17 protein-coding genes are annotated in these 20,121 nt (G+C 56.6%); 13 read left to right on the forward strand and 4 right to left on the reverse strand.

What is annotated here, in order from left to right:
- The first annotated feature begins 159 nt into the window (after positions 1-159).
- The 3 genes from LH23_RS16515 to LH23_RS16525 all read left to right on the forward strand — a co-directional run bounded on the left by LH23_RS16515 (position 160) and on the right by LH23_RS16525 (position 1,972).
- Entirely contained in the window at positions 160-924 is a 765-nt protein-coding gene (locus LH23_RS16515; RefSeq protein WP_156108049.1) for a siderophore-interacting protein, read from the forward strand.
- An 11-nt stretch (positions 925-935) separates the two neighbouring features.
- Positions 936-1,511, forward strand: a complete 576-nt coding sequence (locus LH23_RS16520) for a PadR family transcriptional regulator (RefSeq protein ID WP_039293448.1) — start codon at positions 936-938, stop codon at positions 1,509-1,511.
- A gap of 95 nt (positions 1,512-1,606) precedes the next feature.
- Entirely contained in the window at positions 1,607-1,972 is a 366-nt protein-coding gene (locus tag LH23_RS16525; RefSeq protein WP_039293452.1) for a DUF4186 domain-containing protein, read from the forward strand.
- A gap of 3 nt (positions 1,973-1,975) precedes the next feature.
- Here the strand turns inward: LH23_RS16525 and LH23_RS16530 are convergent, their stop codons facing one another.
- The gene (locus tag LH23_RS16530) at positions 1,976-2,488 is read right to left on the reverse strand and encodes a polyketide cyclase (protein WP_039293455.1); all 513 of its coding nucleotides are present in this window, start codon (positions 2,486-2,488) and stop codon (positions 1,976-1,978) included.
- Positions 2,489-2,602: 114 nt separating this feature from the next.
- On the opposite strand from LH23_RS16530, the gene LH23_RS16535 reads away from it, so the two are divergent.
- Positions 2,603-3,502 carry a LysR family transcriptional regulator gene (locus tag LH23_RS16535; RefSeq protein ID WP_039293459.1) on the forward strand — a complete coding sequence of 300 codons (900 nt, stop codon included), beginning with the start codon at positions 2,603-2,605 and terminating at the stop codon, positions 3,500-3,502.
- Here the strand turns inward: LH23_RS16535 and LH23_RS16540 are convergent.
- Both LH23_RS16540 and pqqU read right to left on the reverse strand, forming a co-directional pair.
- Entirely contained in the window at positions 3,479-3,934 is a 456-nt protein-coding gene (locus LH23_RS16540) for a GNAT family N-acetyltransferase (RefSeq protein WP_039293461.1), read from the reverse strand. The two genes, LH23_RS16535 and LH23_RS16540, sit on opposite strands and share 24 nt — an antisense overlap.
- Before the next feature lie 46 nt (positions 3,935-3,980).
- A complete protein-coding gene (gene pqqU / locus LH23_RS16545; RefSeq protein ID WP_039293464.1) occupies positions 3,981-6,128 on the reverse strand; it encodes a TonB-dependent receptor PqqU in 2,148 nt (715 codons plus the stop codon).
- A 226-nt stretch (positions 6,129-6,354) separates the two neighbouring features.
- Between pqqU and LH23_RS16550 the strand changes: the two genes are divergently transcribed.
- From LH23_RS16550 to LH23_RS16560, 3 genes are read left to right on the forward strand one after another with little or no spacing between them, the layout of a single operon-like run.
- Positions 6,355-6,915, forward strand: a complete 561-nt coding sequence (locus LH23_RS16550) for a fasciclin domain-containing protein (protein WP_039293466.1) — start codon at positions 6,355-6,357, stop codon at positions 6,913-6,915.
- A gap of 43 nt (positions 6,916-6,958) precedes the next feature.
- Positions 6,959-7,513, forward strand: coding sequence for an RNA polymerase sigma factor (locus LH23_RS16555; RefSeq protein ID WP_039293468.1), 555 nt, complete (start codon positions 6,959-6,961; stop codon positions 7,511-7,513).
- The gene (locus LH23_RS16560) at positions 7,510-8,169 is read left to right on the forward strand and encodes an anti-sigma factor (protein ID WP_039293469.1); all 660 of its coding nucleotides are present in this window, start codon (positions 7,510-7,512) and stop codon (positions 8,167-8,169) included. Before LH23_RS16555 ends, LH23_RS16560 begins: the two co-directional genes overlap by 4 nt.
- Before the next feature lie 703 nt (positions 8,170-8,872).
- On the opposite strand, the gene ansP is transcribed toward LH23_RS16560, so the two are convergent.
- On the reverse strand, positions 8,873-10,321 hold the full coding sequence (gene ansP / locus LH23_RS16565) for an L-asparagine permease (RefSeq protein ID WP_008458826.1): 1,449 nt from the start codon (positions 10,319-10,321) through the stop codon (positions 8,873-8,875).
- A gap of 210 nt (positions 10,322-10,531) precedes the next feature.
- Between ansP and LH23_RS16570 the strand changes: the two genes are divergently transcribed.
- The 6 genes from LH23_RS16570 (at position 10,532) to LH23_RS16595 (ending at position 20,118) form a co-directional block, all read left to right on the forward strand.
- Entirely contained in the window at positions 10,532-11,659 is a 1,128-nt protein-coding gene (locus tag LH23_RS16570; protein WP_039293472.1) for an efflux RND transporter periplasmic adaptor subunit, read from the forward strand.
- Complete coding sequence (locus LH23_RS16575; RefSeq protein ID WP_039293474.1) at positions 11,656-14,712, forward strand: efflux RND transporter permease subunit; 3,057 nt, start codon at positions 11,656-11,658, stop codon at positions 14,710-14,712. The genes LH23_RS16570 and LH23_RS16575 overlap by 4 nt, the downstream gene beginning before the upstream one ends.
- Positions 14,713-14,714: 2 nt before the next feature.
- Positions 14,715-15,401: a heavy metal response regulator transcription factor gene (locus LH23_RS16580; protein ID WP_008458831.1), complete on the forward strand. Its 687-nt coding sequence runs from the start codon at positions 14,715-14,717 to the stop codon at positions 15,399-15,401.
- On the forward strand, positions 15,398-16,801 hold the full coding sequence (locus tag LH23_RS16585; protein WP_039293475.1) for a heavy metal sensor histidine kinase: 1,404 nt from the start codon (positions 15,398-15,400) through the stop codon (positions 16,799-16,801). The genes LH23_RS16580 and LH23_RS16585 overlap by 4 nt, the downstream gene beginning before the upstream one ends.
- A gap of 192 nt (positions 16,802-16,993) precedes the next feature.
- The gene (locus tag LH23_RS16590; RefSeq protein ID WP_039293477.1) at positions 16,994-18,181 is read left to right on the forward strand and encodes an efflux RND transporter periplasmic adaptor subunit; all 1,188 of its coding nucleotides are present in this window, start codon (positions 16,994-16,996) and stop codon (positions 18,179-18,181) included.
- Entirely contained in the window at positions 18,178-20,118 is a 1,941-nt protein-coding gene (locus LH23_RS16595; RefSeq protein WP_039293484.1) for a MacB family efflux pump subunit, read from the forward strand. Before LH23_RS16590 ends, LH23_RS16595 begins: the two co-directional genes overlap by 4 nt.
- Positions 20,119-20,121: the final 3 nt, after the last annotated feature.

Consider the following 20,121-nt stretch of genomic DNA (forward strand, 5'->3'; position numbering starts at 1 on the left):
ATCGTTTTGTCAATTTGCGATCCCGGCGGCACCTTGCCGGAATGGATGTCATTCTCATTGTTTAAACCTGGTGATAACGCCGCAAAATGATAAAGACAGCCGCAACGTCGTGCACTAAGATATGTCTATGATATATCTTACACGCCTAAAAGGTACGCTATGACAATGCAAAATAACGCTAAAAAAGTGCCGGTTCGGGTTCGTAACGAACTGAAGTTTCGTGAATTAACGGTTAAAACGAAAACGCTGATTGCCAACACGTTTTACCGTCTGGTCTTCACCAGCCCACAGCTGGCGGATTTCTCTTCCCAGGGGTTTGACGACCACATCAAAGTATTCTTCCCGGCTGAAAATGGCGAATTCACTCCGCCGCAGGTCACCAGCGAGGGCATTGTCTGGGGAGAGGGGGCTCGCCCACAGTCGCGCGACTATACGCCGCTCGATTTCAACGCCGAACGCTGCGAATTAACGCTGGATTTCTATCTGCATGATGGCGGCGTGGCCAGCCGCTGGGCGAAAGACGCGCAGCCGAACGACAAGCTGTTCATCGGTGGCCCGCGCGGTTCTCTGGTCACGCCAACGGATTATCACTGGCAGCTGTACGTAACCGATGAAAGCGGCCTGCCTGCGGTGCGCCGCCGCCTGCAGTCGCTTAGTCAGGATGTTCAGGTCGAAGTCTTAGTTAACTGTCACCAAACCGACAGCCTTGGCTATCTGACCGAATTCCCCGCAGCAAAGGTGCGGGCGTTAACTCACGCGGAGATCGTCGAGTACCTGAAGCAGGCTGAGATCCCTGCCGACGACTATTACATCTGGATTGTTGGCGAAGGCAAAGAGGCGAAAGCGCTTGGCGATTACCTGCTGGAAGCGCGCGGCCTGGACGCTGACCTGGTGCGCGCCGTCGCCTACTGGCATGACAAATAAGGTCACAAACTATGCGTATTCATCATCTGAGACAACACAAATGCGAGCGCCACGAACACCATCGCAGCAGGGGCGGTCATGGTCGCCATGAGCAAAGCCACCCCGAGGGGCGCGCCCGCCATCGCCGCGAACGCCTGTTTGACGCCAACGATATCCGCCTGCTGATTCTGCATTTGCTGGCAAACGGCCCGGCCCACGGCTACGAGCTGATCAAATCCATCGAAGGGATGGCGAAGGGGGAATATGTGCCGAGCCCCGGTATTATTTACCCGAACCTGACTTTGATGGAGGAGATGGGCTTTATCACGGTGGGAGAAGGGCAAAGCGGGAAAAAATCCTTCACGCTGACGGAGGAAGGACAAAGCTCGCTCGAACAGCAGCAGCCCGAACTGGAAGCGGTGACCAATCGACTCGCTACCCTAGGCGTTCTCGGCGATAACCGCCGTTTGCCCGAAGTGCAGCGGGCTATCCACAATTTTAAAACGGCGCTGCATGCCAAACTGGGCAGCACAGAGCTGTCGAAAGAGACGCTGTATAAAATTATCGACACGCTGGATCAGGCGGCAAAAGACATCGAACGAAGCTAGCGTGAGGCAGGGCGTTGAACGTTCAGCGCCCTGACTTGCTATTTGACCTCTGCGGCGTACCATACCTTTTTTGAAGCCAGCACAGATCTCCCGCAGTGAATAATCCTGATAGCGTTTTTCAACGCCTGACGCGCTCTCCGTTTCGCCAGCGCTTCCAGCTTGGGGCCAAAGAGCGCCAGTACTGCCTCGACAAAGGCCCGGAAATTGTCACTCGCCATGCCGAAGAGTTTATTGCTCTTCGCCTGGCACCTGCCGAACCGAAAAATGACGGCAAACAAACGCCCATGCGCGGCCACCCGGTTTTTATTGCTCAGCACGCCACGGCGACCTGCTGCAGAGGCTGCCTGGCTAAATGGCACGCGATACCGGCGGGAAGAGCGCTGACTGATGAGGAACAGCGCTATGTGGTGGGTATTTTATACCGCTGGTTAACGGCACAGATGACAGGGCAAAAACCTTAAACGCTATTTCTTCTGGCTCAGCGCATAATTTGCCAGGCCGCAAATCCACTCCTGATGCGCATTTAGCATAGGGTTAGGTAACGTGCCTGCCAGCTCACGCGCGGGCTGCCCGTTTTGCGTTTCCTGAGTCAAAATGCGCACCCGGCCAGACGGCAGATTTTCAATCAGCCAGGCGTGGTGCACGTCCAACTCGGGAGACTCTTGATTGCCAACCCAGCCGTGCCAGGCGAGACGCCCCGGTAATTCGCCCTGCGGTGCCGCAAACTCAACAACTTCGGCTTCAACCGGAAAACTAAAGGTCGTAAAGCGAAAGCGTGAACCTGCCGTTAACGTTGGCCCGCTGGCATCATGAAATACAATATCGGACACGTTGCTGTAATAGCTTTCCCAGACCGACGTTTGCGCCAGCCAGCGCCAGACTTCGCTGGCATCCAGCCCGGTAATAATGATTTCGTTCGAAGCGAAGTTGTCGCTAAAGCCGGGGATAAAGCCTTGCGGCCAATGAATTGAATGCACGGTAAATTCCTCACGTTTCGTTACTGTGAGGCGAGGATAGCGGTGCGCTAAATATAAAACCAATCGTCAAATTTAATCTCAGATATAATGTAATTTTATATCTGGTGGCAAACGATGCGCGATTTACGCAGTCTGGATCTTAACTTACTGAAAACCTTCGATGCCCTGCTGCAGGAGCGCAGCGTAACTCGCGCCGCCTCGCGCCTGTCTCTGACGCAGCCCGCCGTCAGCGGGATGTTGACGCGGCTGCGCGAAAGCTTCGAAGATCCGCTGTTTATTCGAAGCCAGCGGGGTATCGTACCTACGGAGCGAGCGTTACAGCTCGAGCAGCCGGTGAAGCGCATCCTGCACGAAGTTGAACTTCTGCTGCGCCCGGCTGAGTTCGACCCTAAAACGTCTACGCTGACGTTTACCCTCGCGGCCACGGACTACGCGCTGCAGGCCATTGTGCTGCCTTTTATTAATGCGCTGCGGCGCGAAGCGCCCAATATGCGTGTTTCGGTGCGCCCGCCGGTTGACGGCCAGCTTCAGCCGATGCTGGAAAGCGGCGAGCTTGATCTCTCTATCATGACGACTTTTTCGCTGCCGGCTGACCTCCACGTTCATACGCTTTACGAGGAGTATTACGTTTGTGCGATGGGGCCACAGCATCACCTGGCCCGACAGCAGGCGATCACCCTGGATCAGTTTTGCGCCAGCGATCATGCGCTGGTGTCGTGGAGCGGCGGGGAGTTTAGCGGCGTGACCGACAACGCTTTACAGAAAGTGAAGCGTGCGCGACGGGTTAGCCTGTCGGTGCAGAGCTTCTTATTTTTAAATGAGATTTTAAAAACCAGCGATCTGATGGCCGTGGTACCCGCCAGGCTCATTGCCGGACAAGCGGATATCGTCAGCCATCAGCCGCCTTTGGCGATCCCCGGTTTTACCAAAGTCGCCGCCTGGCATGAGCGCACGCACCACGACAGCGCGCACCGATGGGTAAGGGAGTTATTATTTCGCAGCTGCTGGGCGTGATTTTTCCAGGCGAATATCTTCACCGTCTTGCTCCCCCGCAGGCTGCCAGCCGTGGCGCTGATAGAACGCGGCGGCGCGGCTGCCTGCCGCCGTTTCAAGCCAAATAATGGGCTGTTGGGCAAACAGGAACGCCTCGGCTTTCTCCAGCAACAATTTCCCGGCGCCCTGGCCTTCAAACTGTGGTTGAACAAACATGGCAAACAGGCAGGCTTCTTCGGCAATCGCCATGGCAAACCCCGCAGGTTCACCGTCCACGTCTGCCAGCCAGATGCACGGCGATTCAGCAATAATCCCGGCAATCGTCTGCGGCGTAATACCCATTTCGGCCATTTCTTCGCGCGATAGATGATTCTCTTTGACGCTGGTTCTGATTGTGAAAATAGTCTCGATGTCTGCCAGGGTGGCATCCCGGAGGGTAAGGTTGAGTGACATAAAATCCCTTTTAATCTCCCCCCGACAAAAGCCGGAGGGAAAAAGCTTACTGGAAGCTGTAGCTGACGTTGACGCCCACGCCATAGTTACGCCCTGGCGCTGGCTCGAAATAGCGGCCATTGCCTTCATTGACAATCACCGAGCCGACATAATCGCGGTCGAACAGATTATCAACTCGCCCCCAGATGTCCAGCAGCCAGTTTTGCCGGATGTGGAGCTTGTAGCCGGTATTCAATCCTACGGTGGTGTAGGTCGGGGCTTTGGCGTCGTTCTGATCGTCGGCCTGGATATCGCTCATGTAGCTAACATCTGCGCCCGCATACCAGCCGTCTTCAGGCACGTAACCCAACGAGGCATACCCCATATTGCGGGCGATGCCCGGCATTCGATTGCCGCGGCAGTCATTTGCCCCGCATACGTTGGTGCGGTAGGTCGCCTCCAGGTACGTCCAGGCCATTTTCAGTCGCCAGTCGGCGGCAAACTGCTGGTCGAGGGAAAGCTCAAGCCCACGGCGGCGAGTTTCACCGGCATTTTTATAGGTGGTACGTCCGCCGATGCTTTGATCCACCACGATCTCGTTATCGGTGTCGGTCTGGAACAGGGCGGCGGTGAACAGGCCGTTGCCAATGCGGTTCTTACTGCCCACTTCTACCGTTGTGTTGGTGGACGGCTGCAGGGCAAAGTTAAGCCCGGACGCGCCGTTGTTGCGGTAAGAAAGCTCGTTAATGGTGGGCGTTTCAAACCCACGGCCTGCGGAGGTGTAAATATTCCAGCCGTCGTTGACGGCATATTTTAGCGAGGCCGCAGGCAACCACTTGTGATAGCTGGCGCTACCGCTGTCGTCGCCGTTTGTCCCCACGATGTAATAGTCGTTGGAATCAAAATAGACCGAGCTGAAGCGCACGCCTGCATCCAGGCTGAGCTTGTCGGTTAACTGCCAGGTCGTTTGCAGGTACGGGTCCAGGTTCCACATCAGGTTGCGTTCGTTGCGGCGCAGGCTGCCTTGTTCGCCGAGCACCGTCGCACCATTGACCGTCACAAAGTTCTCATAGCCTTTGCGCTTCTCGGTCATCGTCTCGTAGTCCAGCCCGGTGGTGAAGCTGACCGGCACGCTACCGAGTTCGCCGTTGTGCGTCCAGCGGGTATCAATGCCCTGGTAATGCCTTGCCAGTTGGATCACGCCGCCTGGGTGAGTTGGATTTTTCTGTGCAGATACGGGAATGGACTGATACTGAGTGGTTTCACGCACGCCCGCGTACATCATCACGCTTAAATCATCGTGCTCGCTGAGCTGCCGGTCATAGCGCAGGCCACCCTGAGTTTGCTTCGTTGTTTTTCGCGTATTGTACTGATCGGCGCGGGGTGCCTGCGTTGGGTTGTCGTGCCACTCCTGCCCGGTCAGGCCGCCGGGATCGTTGGCATCAATATCCACGCTGTTGAACAGCAAAGTCAGCTTGCTAACGTCATTGAGGCGAACGCCAAGCTTCGCATTACCGAGGTTTTTCTGTGCGCTACTGTGGTCACGGTAGCCGTGGGTGGTAAAGCGTGAGGCGGAAATCGCATAGTCCACATCCCCGGCCTGCGTACCGTCGCCGGTTGAGCCGGTGGCTTTCACGCTGTTGCGCCAACTGCCAAAACTACCGTAATAGCTGCTGGCCTCAATCGTCGGCGGCTGGCGGCCTGTTTCCGTTTTGACGTTAACCACGCCGCCGGACGAGTTACCGTAGAGCGCAGAAAACGGCCCGCGAAGCACTTCCACGCTGTCTACGCTGTTCAAATCGATATTGGACGTTTGCCCCTGGCCATCGGGCATCGTGGCGGGAATGCCGTCCACATACATGCGCACGCCGCGCACGCCGTACATAGAGCGTGAACCAAAGCCGCGCACGGAAAGCTGCAGATCCTGAGCATAGTTTTGGCGGTTCTGAATTTGCAGCCCCGGCACAGCGCCTAGATTTTCCGACAGGTTTATCCGGGGGGCAGCCTGGCGCAAATCATCGCCATACACCACGCTGACCGCGGCTGGCGCATCGAGCTCAGAAACGGTTGTCGGTTTAGCGGTGACCAGCAGCGTGGATTCATCTTTGGACTGTGTTTCAGCGGCTTGCGTCAATCCAGGCGTTAAGGCCGGGATCAGGAGAAGGGAAAGGGCGGTCTTATGCGTCTGGAGCGTCTTTTTCTGGGGTGTCTTCATCAGGCGGTATTTACGGCATGCGCAATTGTCAGGATTGTGAACTGTATATGTTAGTTCCTGTGTTTAAGTTTTGAAAATTATTAGCGCACGTAACGTTAACAATAAGTTATGACTGATGAAATTAACGACGAAATATTTTTTATTTTTACTGCATCCAGCGAAGCACCCTCAACCGTATATCAGATTGTGAGCAACTCTCTTGCTCCCTACAATTGAGGAATTCAACATGAACAAGTATTTTGTCTCCGCCGTGTGCGCCTCTGCCTTTTTCAGTACGCTGAGCATTGCCTCAATGACGAACGATTCCGTGATGGTGGGCGGTGCAGCGATGTATCCGTCAAAAAATATTGTTGAAAATGCCGTGAATTCTAAAGATCACACCACGCTAGTGGCGGCGGTGAAGGCCGCAGGTTTAGTGGATACGCTGGAGAGCAAAGGGCCGTTTACCGTCTTTGCCCCAACCGATGCCGCATTCGCCAAATTACCGGCGGGCACAGTCAGTAATCTGGTTAAACCGGAAAACAAAGCCACGTTGACCAGCATCCTGACCTATCACGTGGTGGCAGGAAAATACGACATGAAAGCGCTGGAGAAAAAAATCCAGCAGGGTGGCGGTAGCGCGGAATTAAAAACGGTGGATGGCCAGCCGCTGTGGATTATGAATAACGGCCCACACAATATTCAGCTCAAAGACGGGAAAGGCAACATCGCCAATATCAGCACTTATGACGTAAACCAGAAAAATGGTGTGATAGACGTGATTGATACCGTCCTGATGCCGAAGTGAGTGTCTATACTCGATCCAGGCTCGTCGCCTGGTCGAGAAAATTATGGATAAAACTCTGGTAGAACAGCAGGTAAAACTGATGCAGGCGGTTGCTGAAGGCGACCGCCGCGCATTTGAACAACTCTATCGTCTGACTTCGCCCCATCTTTTTGCCGTCGCGCTACGCACCGTGCAGCGGCGGGCGTGGGCCGAAGAAATTCTGCATGATGCATTTCTTACTGTGTGGAACCGGGCTTCAGGCTACGACCCAGCGTTAAGCGCCCCGGTGACCTGGCTGACCCACATTGTTCGAAACCGCTGTATCGACTGGCTGCGCAGTGGCCAATCCCGCGCGGCAAATCAGGAAGACGAACTCAGCGACAACGCCGCTGAGGAAGAAAGTGAAGGAGACAACGGCTGGTGCGATGAACAGCAGGCAGGCCGCCTGCGCGGATGCCTGGACAATTTGACCAGCGAGCAACGGCAGAGCGTGGTGCTGGCCTACTACCAGGGCATGTCCCATGGCGATATCGCCGACTGGCTACAGCAGCCGCTCGGCACGGTGAAAAGTTGGATCCGCCGGGCGCTGGATCACCTTAAGGATTGCGTCGGACTATGAACAGCAGCCAACAAAGAGATAACGCCCTGGCCTCTGAATACGTGCTGGGTACGCTGCGCGGTAGCGCCCGGTTGCGGTTCGAGAAACGTCTCCAGGCTGAGCCGGACCTCGCCGCCCTCGTGGGGCGCTGGCAAACCCTGCTCGGTGGGCTGGACAGTCAACTTCAGCCGCAGCATCCGCCGGAAGCCGTCTGGAAAAAAATTCAGCTTAGCCTGCCGCCTGAGCGTAAAGTCGTCGTGCCTTCCCGCTGGCGCTGGAACTATCTTGGCTGGGCGCTGGCCGCCGGGCTTGCTGCGGTTGCGCTGGTGCCATACTTCAGTACCAAAGCGCCGGAGCTGGCGCCGCTTATCGTACTTAACGGCGGCAGTCAGCAGGGGCAGTGGTTGGTTAGCGCCGACAGCGACCGGAAAACGCTGCGCCTGACGCCACTGCAGCTGGCCTCCGTTTCCGCCAGCAATAGCCTGCAGCTGTGGGCTATCCCGGTTGGGGCGAAGCCTGTCTCGCTCGGCCTTTTGGACAGTAAATCGGTGACCCAGGTTAGTAACGGAAACGTGACATTGTCACGAGGTGTGACGATCGCCATCAGTCTTGAGCCGCAGGGCGGTTCGCCGACCGGGCAGCCAACGGGGCCGGTGGTGTATAGCGGGGTGTTGTAGGAAGGCTTAGGTGAGTTTTTTGTTCATAGCCGCCGCATCTTACCTCGATGAAGTTCCGTTCACTTCCAGCCCTGTTGTATATGCAGCCACCGTATCTGTGAACGGCTCGGGGGAGTCACCGTCACTCCCCCGAGACCCCGGACTCCCGGCGAAATAAATCGACCGCTGAAGCGGCAAACCTCCATTTTATCTCCCAGTCCTGGGTCGGCTGAGATGCGTTCCCGACGCTCTCAACCTCCGGCCGTTCCCGACGGCCGGACCCTGGCCAGTCGGAGAGAAAACAGAGGCGATTTAAGCCGGAACCGTGCCTCGCTTCAAACCCCCAGCTACACAGAGCGTCACAGTCGCTGCAAGTCTCACAGCCACGCTCTTGTTCCCGGCTCTCATCGCCCCCGGTTATGACCCAACTCAGGCGGGGTTGAGCTGTCGGGAACAGCGAAAGAGAGCGATCGTCGGGAACGAATCGCGAACGACCCCGAATGTTTGGGTGATAGCCGGTGGGTTTACCGCTTCAGCGGCGATGAGCTCGCCGGGCGCCGGGGGTTGTCAGGGGGCATGGCGTAATGCCACCTGACACGTTCACCGTGCAAGATTGTTACAGAGATAATCCAGGTTATAGGTGAACGGAACCCTGTAAAGTAACAGAATTCCATCGGGGTTTGATTCCCTCTCCCCGGTGGGGAGAGGGTCAGGGTGAGGGGCACTACTCGTGGTGATCGTGAACCTGCTGAGCCACTTCATGCACGCGCTTGCGAGCGCCAAACCAGCCCAGCGTCAGCAGAATTGCCAGCACCGGAATGGAAGCAATAGTGAACGTCCCGTTCGGGTAGTCCATCGCCATCAATACCAGCACGCCAAGCAGGAACAGCAGCGTCAGCCAGGAGGTAAACGGCGCGCCCGGCAGCTTGAAGCTTACGTCGTCCGCTTTCCCTTCTTTAATCGCCTTGCGCAGGCGAATCTGGCACAGCACGATAAACGCCCAGGAGGTGATAATGCCCAGGGACGCCATATTCAGCACGATCTCAAACACCTGAGAAGGCACCAGGTAGTTGAGGAACACGCCGAGCACGTAGACGCCGCTGGTGACCAGAATCCCGGCATACGGCACCTGATTCTTGCTCATCTTCGACATGAACTGAGGTGCGGAGCCGCCCATCGACATCGAACGCAGAATACGCCCGGTGCAGTACAGGCCAGAGTTCAGGCTGGAGAGCGCCGCGGTTAATACCACGATGTTCATCACGTCACCGATGTAAGGCACGCCGAGCTTCGAGAAGAAGGTCACGAACGGGCTCTGACCCGCCTGATAGGCGTTCCACGGCAGCAGCAGAACCAGCAGCACCACAGAGCCAACATAGAACAGGCCAATACGCCAGATCACGCTGTTGATGGCCTTCGGTACCATGGTTTTCGGGTCTTTACATTCCCCGGCGGCGGTGCCGACTAATTCGATAGAAGCGAAGGCAAATACAACCCCCTGAATCAACACCAACGCTGGCAGCAGCCCGTGCGGGAAGAGGCCGCCATTATCGGTTATCAGATGGAAGCCTGTGCTGTTGCCGTCAATCGGTTTTCCAGTGCCGAGGAAAATGGTGCCGACGATCAGGAAGGCGACGATGGCCAATACTTTGACCAGCGCAAACCAGAACTCCATCTCGGCAAACCACTTCACGCCAATCATGTTCATCGCCGCGACCACGGCCAGTGCGCCGAGGGCGAAGACCCACTGCGGCACATCGCCGAACGCGCCCCAGTAGTGCATATAGAGCGCCACAGCGGTGATATCCACGATGCCGGTCATCGCCCAGTTAACGAAATACATCCAGCCGCAAACGTAGGCGGCTTTTTCACCGAGGAATTCACGGGTGTAGGAGACGAAACTGCCGCTGGACGGGCGATGGATAACCAGCTCGCCCAGAGCGCGGAGGATGAAGAAAGAGAAAATGCCGCAAACCAGATAGATTAATGCCAGCGCCGGCCCTGCCGCCTGCAGGCGCGCACCTGCGCCGAGAAACAGGCCTGTACCGATGGCGCCGCCGATGGCAATCATCTGTACGTGACGGTTGCCCATCGCCTGGTGATACCCCGAGTCCTGGGAATTCAGCCAGCGCCGTTTGGCGGCGCGGTGTTCCGCTTCAGTCTTTGTTTTCATTGAGATTCCTGTCTGCCTTTGAGTTAAAAAGCGCCGTCCTTTTCCGCCCGTTAATTCTGGCTGCGGAGGCCGTGAAAAAGAGGGCGAGGAATCCTGGCAGAAAATTGAATGAGAAGCAAAATTACAAACTTGTCATTTTAGTGGCGGCGTTCTGTTGGTGTGACGGGCGTAACATTCCTGCTATACCAGGACTCAGAGAAGCGCTGCATCATGAACATAAAACGGTCAAAAAAAGGGCTGGCGATGGCCTGCGTGCTGGCGGGGGCGGCGGGACTCTGGCTGTACTCCCAGGCTTCATCGCCGGCAACGCAAAAGAAAACGGCGCTGCCGAAAGTTAGCCTGGTCGCCGCGACCAGCCAAACGCTGCCGCTGACGTTCTCCACCCAGGGGCATCTTGTGTCGCTCAATGAGGTGGACATTCGCGCGCAAATCACCAGCCCGGTGAGCCAGGTTGCATTCCACGAAGGGGATTTTGTTAAGCAAGGGCAATTGCTGTTTGTGCTGGATGATGCCGAAGAACAGGCCGCGCTGGGCCATGCCCAGGCCCAGTTGGGGGTGATTAAAGCCGAGCTGGATAAAGCCGACCGCGACCTCAGCCGCGGGCAGCCGCTGCTCAAAACCCACTACATCTCTTCTTCCGACTGGGATGCGCTGGTCAGTGCGCAACAGCAGGCGGCGGCACAATATAAGTCTGCCCAGGATGATATTCACACCGCCCAGGCGCAGCTCGCTTATACCCGCATCTACGCGCCCGTTAGCGGCAAAACAGGTGCCTTGAACGTGCATATCGGCAGCCTTGCGCAGCCGGGCAGCACGTTACCAATGGTCAGCATCAATCAATTTGACCCGATTGGCGCAGAATTTACCCTGCCGGAGCAGGATCTCAACGCCGTGGTCGCCGCGCAGCATCAGGGGCCGGTAGAAGTACAGGTGACCGATGCCAGCGGAAAACCGGTGACCGGCACGCTCAGTTTTATCGATAACACCGTCAGCCAGGACAGCGGCACGGTGAACTTTAAAGCCCGTTTTGCGAACGGTGAAAACCAGCTCTGGCCGGGCGCTTATCAGAATATTACGGTCAGCGCGGGCAGCACGCCGAATGTCGTTGTTTTACCGCCTCAGGCCGTGCAGGACGGCCCCGACGGGCATTTTGTTTACGTTATCGACGCCCAAATGCACGCCACAACGCAACCGGTCACATTGTTGCGCATCCAGCAGCAAATGGCGGTGGTGAGCGGCATTCAGCCCGGCATGAAAGTGGTGCTGGAGGGTGCAAATGCCCTGCGGCCGGGGATGTCCGTGAAGGTGGTTAACGCGCCAGCGGGGTCTTCATCATGACATTTGCGGAACAATGCCTGAAACGGCCGATTGCCGTGATGCTGCTGTGGTTGGCGGTGATGGTCGCCGGTGCGGTGTGCTGGTTTAAACTGCCCATTGCCGCGCTGCCTAACTACGACACACCGACGATTCAGGTCAGCGCTTCGCTTTCCGGTGCCAGCCCTGAAACCATGGCGTCATCGGTGGCAACGCCGCTGGAGAAAAAGCTGTCGACGATTCCTGGCGTGGTGAACATGACCTCCAACAGCCTCGAGGGTGCCACGACTATCGTCATTGAGTTTGATCCGTCGCGGGATATTGATTCGGCGGCGGTGGACGTGCAGTCCGCGCTGTACCAGGCGTTAAAACAGCTGCCGTCGCAGATGACCACGCCGCCTTCATTCCGCAAAATTAACCCGGCGGATGCGCCGATCATTCAAATCGGCATCGACTCGCCGTCAATGGCGCTTTCCGACCTGAACCGCTTCTCGGATGACCTGATCTCACCGGCGCTCTCCACCCTGAACGGCGTGGCGCAGGTGACCGTGCTGGGGCAGAAACGCTATGCCGTGCGCGTGGAGGTGAACCCGGACAAGCTGGCGGCCACCAATCTGACGCTGGAAGATGTGCATACCGCGCTCGCGGCCGCCAACGACAACTCGCCGATCGGCGAACTGGACGGTAAGCGCCAGATGGTGATGCTGCAAACCAGCGGTGATTTGCGCAACGCGGCGGACTTCGCCAAAGTCATTGTCGCCACGCGGAACGGCCAGCCGGTCAGGCTTTCAGATGTGGCCACCGTGCAGGACAGCATCGAAAATACGCTGAGCTACAGCGCAGTGAACGGTAACCGCGCGATTGTACTCAGCGTGCAGCGCCAGCCCGGCGCGAACATTGTTTCCACCATCGACGCCATTCGCCAGTTGATGCCAAAACTACAGGCGCAGATGCCGTCGTCGGTTAGCGTGAAGTTTCTTAATGACCGCTCGCTGTCGATCCGTGCGGCGATTCATGACGTGACGCTGACGCTGCTGTTGACCATTGCCCTGGTAGTGATGGTGATCCTGATGTTCCTGCGCCATATCCGGGCGACGATCATTCCGGCGCTCAGCCTGCCGATTTCTCTGCTCGGCGCATTCGGCCTGATGTATGCCTTTGGTTTGAGCCTCGACAATATCTCGCTGATGGGGCTGACCATCGCCGTCGGCCTGGTGGTGGATGATGCGATTGTGGTGCTGGAGAACATCATGCGCTACATGGAAGAGGGGGAAACGCCGTATCGCGCCGCGCTAAAAGGGGTGAAAGAGGTGGCGTTCACCGTTATCTCTATTTCGCTTTCCCTGGTGGCGGTGTTTATTCCGATCTTCTTTATGCCGGGCACGATTGGCCTGCTGTTCCACGAGTTTGCCTACGTGGTATCGCTGACGATTCTGGTTTCCGCTGCGGCATCGTTGACCATTATTCCGCTTTTGGTTCCGAAACTTATTCGTGAGCACACGCCGGAAGATAAACCTGAACCGCGCTGGAGTCAGGTCTTTGAGCGCGGGTTCGAAGCGCTGCGTCGCCAGTACGGAAACGGGTTGGAATGGGCGGTTTCTCATCGCGTGATTATGATCGGCGTCGCACTCAGCACGATTGCGCTTACCATCGGCCTGTACTGGTTTTCACCGAAGGGTTTCTTCCCGCAGGAAGATATCGGGCAGATAACCGCCAGCATTGATGCGCCGCAGGATATGTCGTATCTCGGGCGACTGGGCGTGGCGCAGCAGTTGGGCAAAACGCTGATGAAAGATCCGAGCGTCAGCGACGTACTGACCCGCGTTGACCACGACACCACACAGTTAAGCCTGACGCTAAAAGATCAGAGCCAGCGCCCGCCGCTGGACGCGGTGCTGAAACAGCTGCGCTCGGAAACCGGATATTTACCGGGCATTAAAGTTTACTTCAGCCCGGTGCAAAACCTGCGTGTAGGCGGCCGCAGTGCGAAAAGTACCTATCAGTACACGCTGCAGGCCGTCAGCAGCGGCGATACCAGCCTCAACGACTGGGCCAACCGGCTGATGGCGGAGATGCAAAAAAGCGGGGTCTTTGTCGGCCTGAATACCGACGCGCAGCTGAATGGATTGCAGGCGCAATTAGTTATCGACAGAAACAAAGCCTCGCTGATGGGCGTGGATATCCAGCAGATTCGCGACACGCTGTACGACGCGTTCGGGACTTACCAGGTGTCGACGATTTATGCCCCGGAAGACAGCTATGAAGTGATCATGGAAGTGCAGGAGCCGTTCCGGCAGGACGAAAGCGACCTGTCGAAAATCTATGTCCGGTCATCAAGTGGGGCGCTGCTGCCGATCACCACCTTTACGACGATTTCTCGCACCCAGGGCGTGACGGCGGTCAACCACCAGGGGCAGCTGCCGGCGATTACGCTTTCGTTCGACCTGGCGCCAGGGAAATCGCTGTCGGATGCAACGGCGGCCATTGCCCAGGCTCAGCAGGCGATTCACCTGCCGTCTTCTGTGTTCGGCACCTACGCCGGGCAGGCGGCGCTGTTCCAGCAGTCCCAGAGCAGCCAGATCTGGCTGATTGTGCTGGCGCTGGCGGTGATTTACGTCATTCTCGGCGTGCTGTATGAAAGCTGGATCCATCCGCTGACCATTCTGCTTGGCCTGCCGTCGGCGGCGGTCGGGGCGCTACTGGCCCTGAGGCTGTTTAATCTCGATCTTACGTTTATTGCGATGATTGGTATTCTGCTGCTGATTGGTATTGTCAAAAAGAACGCTATCATGATGATAGATTTCGCGTTAGTGGCGCAGCGTGAACACGGCATGACGCCGCATGATGCCATTATGCAGGCGTGTTTACAGCGGTTCCGCCCGATCATGATGACCACGCTTTGCGCCATTATGGGGGCGATCCCCATTGCGCTGGGCCTGGGCGCTGGGGCCGAACTGCGTCAGCCGATGGGGGTGGCGATTGTCGGCGGGCTGCTGTTCTCACAGCTGATCACCCTGTTTATTACGCCGGTGCTGTTCCTGCTGTTTGACGGCAACCCTCAGGGGACGAAGGAGTGATGATGAAAATTCTGCTGGTGGAAGATCAGAAAATGGCCTCGGAGTATATTGCCAAAGGGCTGCGCGAGAACGATTTCGTGGTCGATGTCGCCGGAAACGGTATCGACGGCCTGCATTATCTCCTGACCACGGACTATGACCTGGCGATCCTCGACGTGATGCTGCCGGGCATTGACGGCTGGAAGATCATCGAAATGGCGCGTCAGGCCGGAAAACAGACGCCTATCATGTTTCTGACCGCGCGGGATGACGTGGAGGACAGAGTCCACGGCCTCGAACTGGGCGCGGAAGATTATCTGATCAAGCCTTTTTCTTTTAGCGAGCTGCTGGCGCGGGCGAGGGTGATTCTGCGCCGTTCCGCGCCGCCGACCGCGATTCTTGAAGAGAACCTGCTGCAGGTGGGCGATTTGAAGCTCGATTTTCTGCGGCACAAAGTGTCCCGTGCCGGGGTGCGAATAGAGCTAACGCAAAAAGAATTCTTGCTGCTAAGCCTGCTGATGCGCCGCTCGGGCGAGGTGTTGTCGCGCACAGTGATTGCCGAGCAGGTGTGGGACATGAATTTTGACCCGGAAACTAACGTCATAGACGTCGCCATCCGCCGCTTGCGCAACAAAATTGACGACGGCTTTGAGGATAAATTACTCCACACTCTGCGCGGCGCAGGGTATGTGCTGGAATTACGCGGATGATAAAACTGTCGCATTTGTCGATCACGGCGCGCCTGACGCTCTACTTCTCCGTCACGATGGCCATCGTGCTTTACAGCGTGTCCGGCGTGCTTTATTCGACTATGCGCCAGCAGCTCAATCATAAAGATGAGCTGGAGCTACAAAGCTCCATTCAGTTCCAGCAGGAAATTGCTACGGCGATTGGAGAGCGGCAGGACAACGGGGAAGAGTGGCAAACCGAGCTGCTGGAGTCCGTGGTGCGGCAGGAGCGTCTGTCGCTGCGCATCTTCAGCCCGGAAGGCAAGGTGTACGCGCAATCCAATAATATGGTTATCCCGGAGCAGGATTTTCCGCTGCCGGGCCCCGGGTTTAGCTACCGGGAATGGCATTATCGCGCGGAGAATATCCGGCAAAAATACTTAATTACCTCCACGCTGTTCACCCTAAAAAATAACCAGAAATGGCTGGTACAAGCGGCGCTCAACGTCTCCGGCAACAACGAAATAATCAATACCTATTATAAGCGCATGCAGTTCTTCGCCGCGCTGGCGATCCTGCTGTTTGCCGCCTTTGGCTGGTGGCTTGCCCGCCGGGGGCTATCGCCGCTGCGCACGATCACCACCGAAATTGAGAAAATTCACGCCAACGATCTGCACACCCGGATCCTGGATCAGCGTTGGCCGCCGGAACTGAACGCGCTGGCGGCGTCGTTTGACCGCATGATGATGCGCCTTGAGGCCTCGTTTCATCAGCTAAATCGCTTTTCATCGGACATTGCCCACGAGCTGCGCGGGCCGATAAACAACCTGATCTCTGCCGCCAGCGTCATTCAAACCAAAGACCGCAGCGCCGAAGAGTACCAGGAAACGCTGGCCGCTATTGTGGAAGAAGGCGAGCGGCTGTCGCGCATGATCTCCTCCATGCTGTTCCTTGCCCGGGCAGATAACAGCCGCGAAGTGCTGAATGCCGAATGGCTAAGCAGCGCCCATGAATTCGAAAAACTTATTGGTTTCTATGACATTCTGGCAGAAGAAAAAGAGATTACCCTCGCAAGCCGGGGGGACATTTCATTCTATGCTGACCCGCAGCTTATCCAGCGGGCACTCTCAAATTTGCTCTCTAATGCCCTGCGCCACACGCCTGAAAAAGGGCATATCACGCTCAGTGCAAAAATTGCCGATGAACGGGTGATATTGAGCGTGAGTGATGATGGAGAAGGCATCAAACCCGAACATCTGCCGCTGATTTTTGATCGCTTTTTCCGGGGAGAAGCCTCCCGCAGCGCCACGGAAAACACCGGGCTGGGGCTGGCGATTGTGAAAACCATTGCGGAACTGCACGGCGGCAAAATCAGCGTGGTCAGCGAGCCGGGGCGCGGCAGCACGTTTACGCTCTCATTGCCGCTGCACGACAAGGCCTGAATCACGCAGAATAATCTCTCATGGCAGGAACAATACTAAGCGGAATGAGTCTCAGTGAGGTAAACAGGTAGCCTTTTGTGCCGACCTGAATAAAATCCAAACAGATGAAACGTGTTTAGCTCCAGTAGAGACTGGGGCGTTCACTATGAGTTTCTGGGATCATCGCTTTTATTGTTATGGAAAACCTGCCCAATGCTATTGAAACACTTTTCTCGCCGTGCCATTGCCCTGGCCGTGGCGCTGATCATCCTCCTGACTATCGCTCTGTTCTTCTTCCTCAGAAGCCCGGATACACCTGATTATGTGACTGCTCCTGTACGCAAGGGCGATATCGAAAACTCTGTCCTGGCTACCGGGCGAATCGATGCTATCGAGCGTGTTAACGTCGGGGCGCAGGTTTCAGGCCAGGTCAAGTCGCTCAAAGTGAAGCTGGGAGATCATGTCACCAAAGGGCAGTCCATCGCCGACATTGATGATGTGCCGCAGCGTAACGAACTGCGTAACGCCGAAGCCGCGCTCAATGTAGTCAAAGCCGATCTGCAGGCTAAGCAAGCGCTCCTGAAACAATCTGAGCTACGGTTCAAACGCCAGCGCCAGATGCTGAGCGAAGATGCCAGCTCGCGCGAAGATTTTGAGTCTGCAGAAGCTACGCTTGCCACTACTCGGGCAGAATTGCTGTCTCTGAATGCCAAACTTGTTCAGGCGCAGATTGAAGTGGATAAGAAAAAAGTCGATCTTGGCTATACGCGAGTCGTGGCACCGATGGACGGGATTGTTATCGCCGTTGTCACGCAGCAAGGGCAGACCGTGAACTCCAGCCAAAGTGCGCCGACCATCATCAAGCTGGCTCGTCTCGACGTCATGACCATCAAGGCTCAGATTTCTGAAGCCGATATCACCCGCATTTCAGCAGGGCAAAAAGCCCGTTTCACTATTTTCTCTGAGCCGGACAAACATTATGACGCGACACTGCGCACCGTTGAACTGGCGCCGGAGTCGGTGATGAAAGATGACTCTCTTGCTGGCAGCAGCACGGCATCTGGCTCTGGCACGTCCAATGCGTCCGTCTATTACAACGCGCTGCTCGACGTGCCGAATCCGGAAAATCGCCTCCGTATTGCGATGACGGCTCAGGTCACGCTGCTGGCCGGAGAGGCCAAAGACACGCTGCTGGTCCCGATTCAGGCCGTGCATAAAGCCGAAGGAAATAAACAGGAAGTACAGGTGCTGCGGGCTGACGGCAAGCTGGAGGCTCGGGAGGTGAAAACAGGGATCACCAACAGCGTCGATATTCAGATCCTCGAGGGCGTAAAAGTCGGGGAAAATGTCGTGCTGTCACAGCCTGGTGAGAAAGCACCAGGGGAAGGGTTTGTCCTGTGAGTAACATCATCGAGTTAAAGGGCATTAGCCGGACCTACGGCAACGGCGGGCAGGCGCTAACCGTGCTGAAAAATATCGATCTGACCATAGCTGCCGGGGAAATGGTGGCGATCATCGGTGCATCAGGATCGGGTAAGTCGACCTTGATGAACATTATGGGCTGCCTCGATGTACCTGACAGCGGCGATTACTACATCGGCGGGCAAAATGCCGCCCAGCTTTCGCCGGATGAACTGGCTCGAGTGCGGCGAGAGCATATCGGTTTTATTTTCCAGCGCTACCACCTGATGCCTGACCTTAGCGCCCTAGGCAACGTTGAGATCCCGGCTATTTACGCCAACAGTGAGCGTGACAAGCGTCGCCTGCGTGCCGCCGCACTGCTTGGCAGGCTCGGGCTGGAAGGGCGTGAGCACCATAAGCCCGGCGAGCTTTCTGGCGGCCAGCAGCAGCGCGTCAGTATTGCCCGCTCGTTGATCAATGGCGGGGAAATTATTCTTGCCGATGAGCCGACCGGCGCGCTGGACTCTCAGTCAGGTCAGGAGGTGTTAGCCATCCTGAGCGAACTTAACCAGCGTGGTCATACGGTCGTGATGGTGACCCACGACATGAAAGTGGCCCAGCACGCTCAGCGCATTATCGAACTGCGGGACGGCGAAATCATCGCCGACAGCGGCAGCCACGTAACGGCCACACAAACGCTGCCGCCGCCTAATCGCACCCGCCAAAGCCGCTGGCAAAGTCTGCTCGACCGCACGCGAGAATCGCTACAAATGGCGATCAAAGCGATGAATGCGCATCGCTTACGCACCACGTTGACCATGACAGGGATAATTTTCGGTATTGCCGCCGTTGTCACCGTTGTGGCGTTGGGCGAGGGCGCGAAGCAGAAAACGCTGGAGAATATTAAGGATCTGGGGACCAACGTCGTCAGCATTTATCCGGGCCGGGACTTTTTTGATGACGGTATCGAAGGCATTCGGACGCTGGTGCCAGCAGACGCGGAGGCGCTGGCAAAGCAGGGTTTCGTCGACAGCGTAAGCCCGGAGGTTAGCGCCTCAGACAATATTCGTTTTCTCGGTAAATCCGCAACCGCGTCGATCAACGGCGTCGGGCGAGATCACTTCCGCGTTAACGGCATTCAGCTTTTGCAAGGGACAACCTTCAGGGATGACCGTAACGCCCTGCAGGAAGTGATTATCGATGAGAACGCCCGTAAGGCGCTGTTTGATGAAGCCGGGCTACAGGCGCTGGGGCAAATTGTTTTCCTGGGCTCCGTTCCGGCACGCGTGGTGGGTATCGCCCAAAGCAACAATCGCAGCTATGCACCCAACCGTATCACCGTATGGATGCCCTACAGCACGGTGATGTACCGCATGGTCGGTAAAACGGTGCTGACCAGCATCAGTGTCCGGCTAAAAGACAACGTGGCTAACGAAGCTGCGGTGAGCGCCATCTCGCAGCTATTGACCCAGCGCCACGGCGTTAAAGACTTCCAGCTTTATAACTTCGAGCAGATCAGAAAATCTATCGAACGCACTTCGATGACCTTCAGCATTTTAATTCTGATGGTCGCCTGTATCTCGCTGATGATCGGCAGTCTCGGCGTGATGAATATCATGCTGGTGTCGGTCACCGAACGAACCCATGAAATCGGCGTGCGCATGGCGGTAGGGGCGCGGCGAAGCGACATTATGCAGCAGTTTATGATTGAAGCCGTGCTGGTTTGCCTGATTGGCGGTGCGCTGGGTATTGCCCTGTCGTATGCCGCTGGTGCGCTATTTACCGCCCTGGCAGGCGGGATGTTCACGGCGATTTATTCGTGGCAGGCCGCAGCAGTCGCGTTTTTCTGCTCAACATTAATCGGCATGATCTTCGGTTATCTCCCCGCCCGCAAAGCGGCAAGGATGGACCCGGTCGTTTCACTGGCCAGCGAGTAACCT

This window comes from Cedecea neteri (assembly GCF_000758305.1).
GTDB classification, from domain to species: domain Bacteria; phylum Pseudomonadota; class Gammaproteobacteria; order Enterobacterales; family Enterobacteriaceae; genus Cedecea; species Cedecea neteri_C.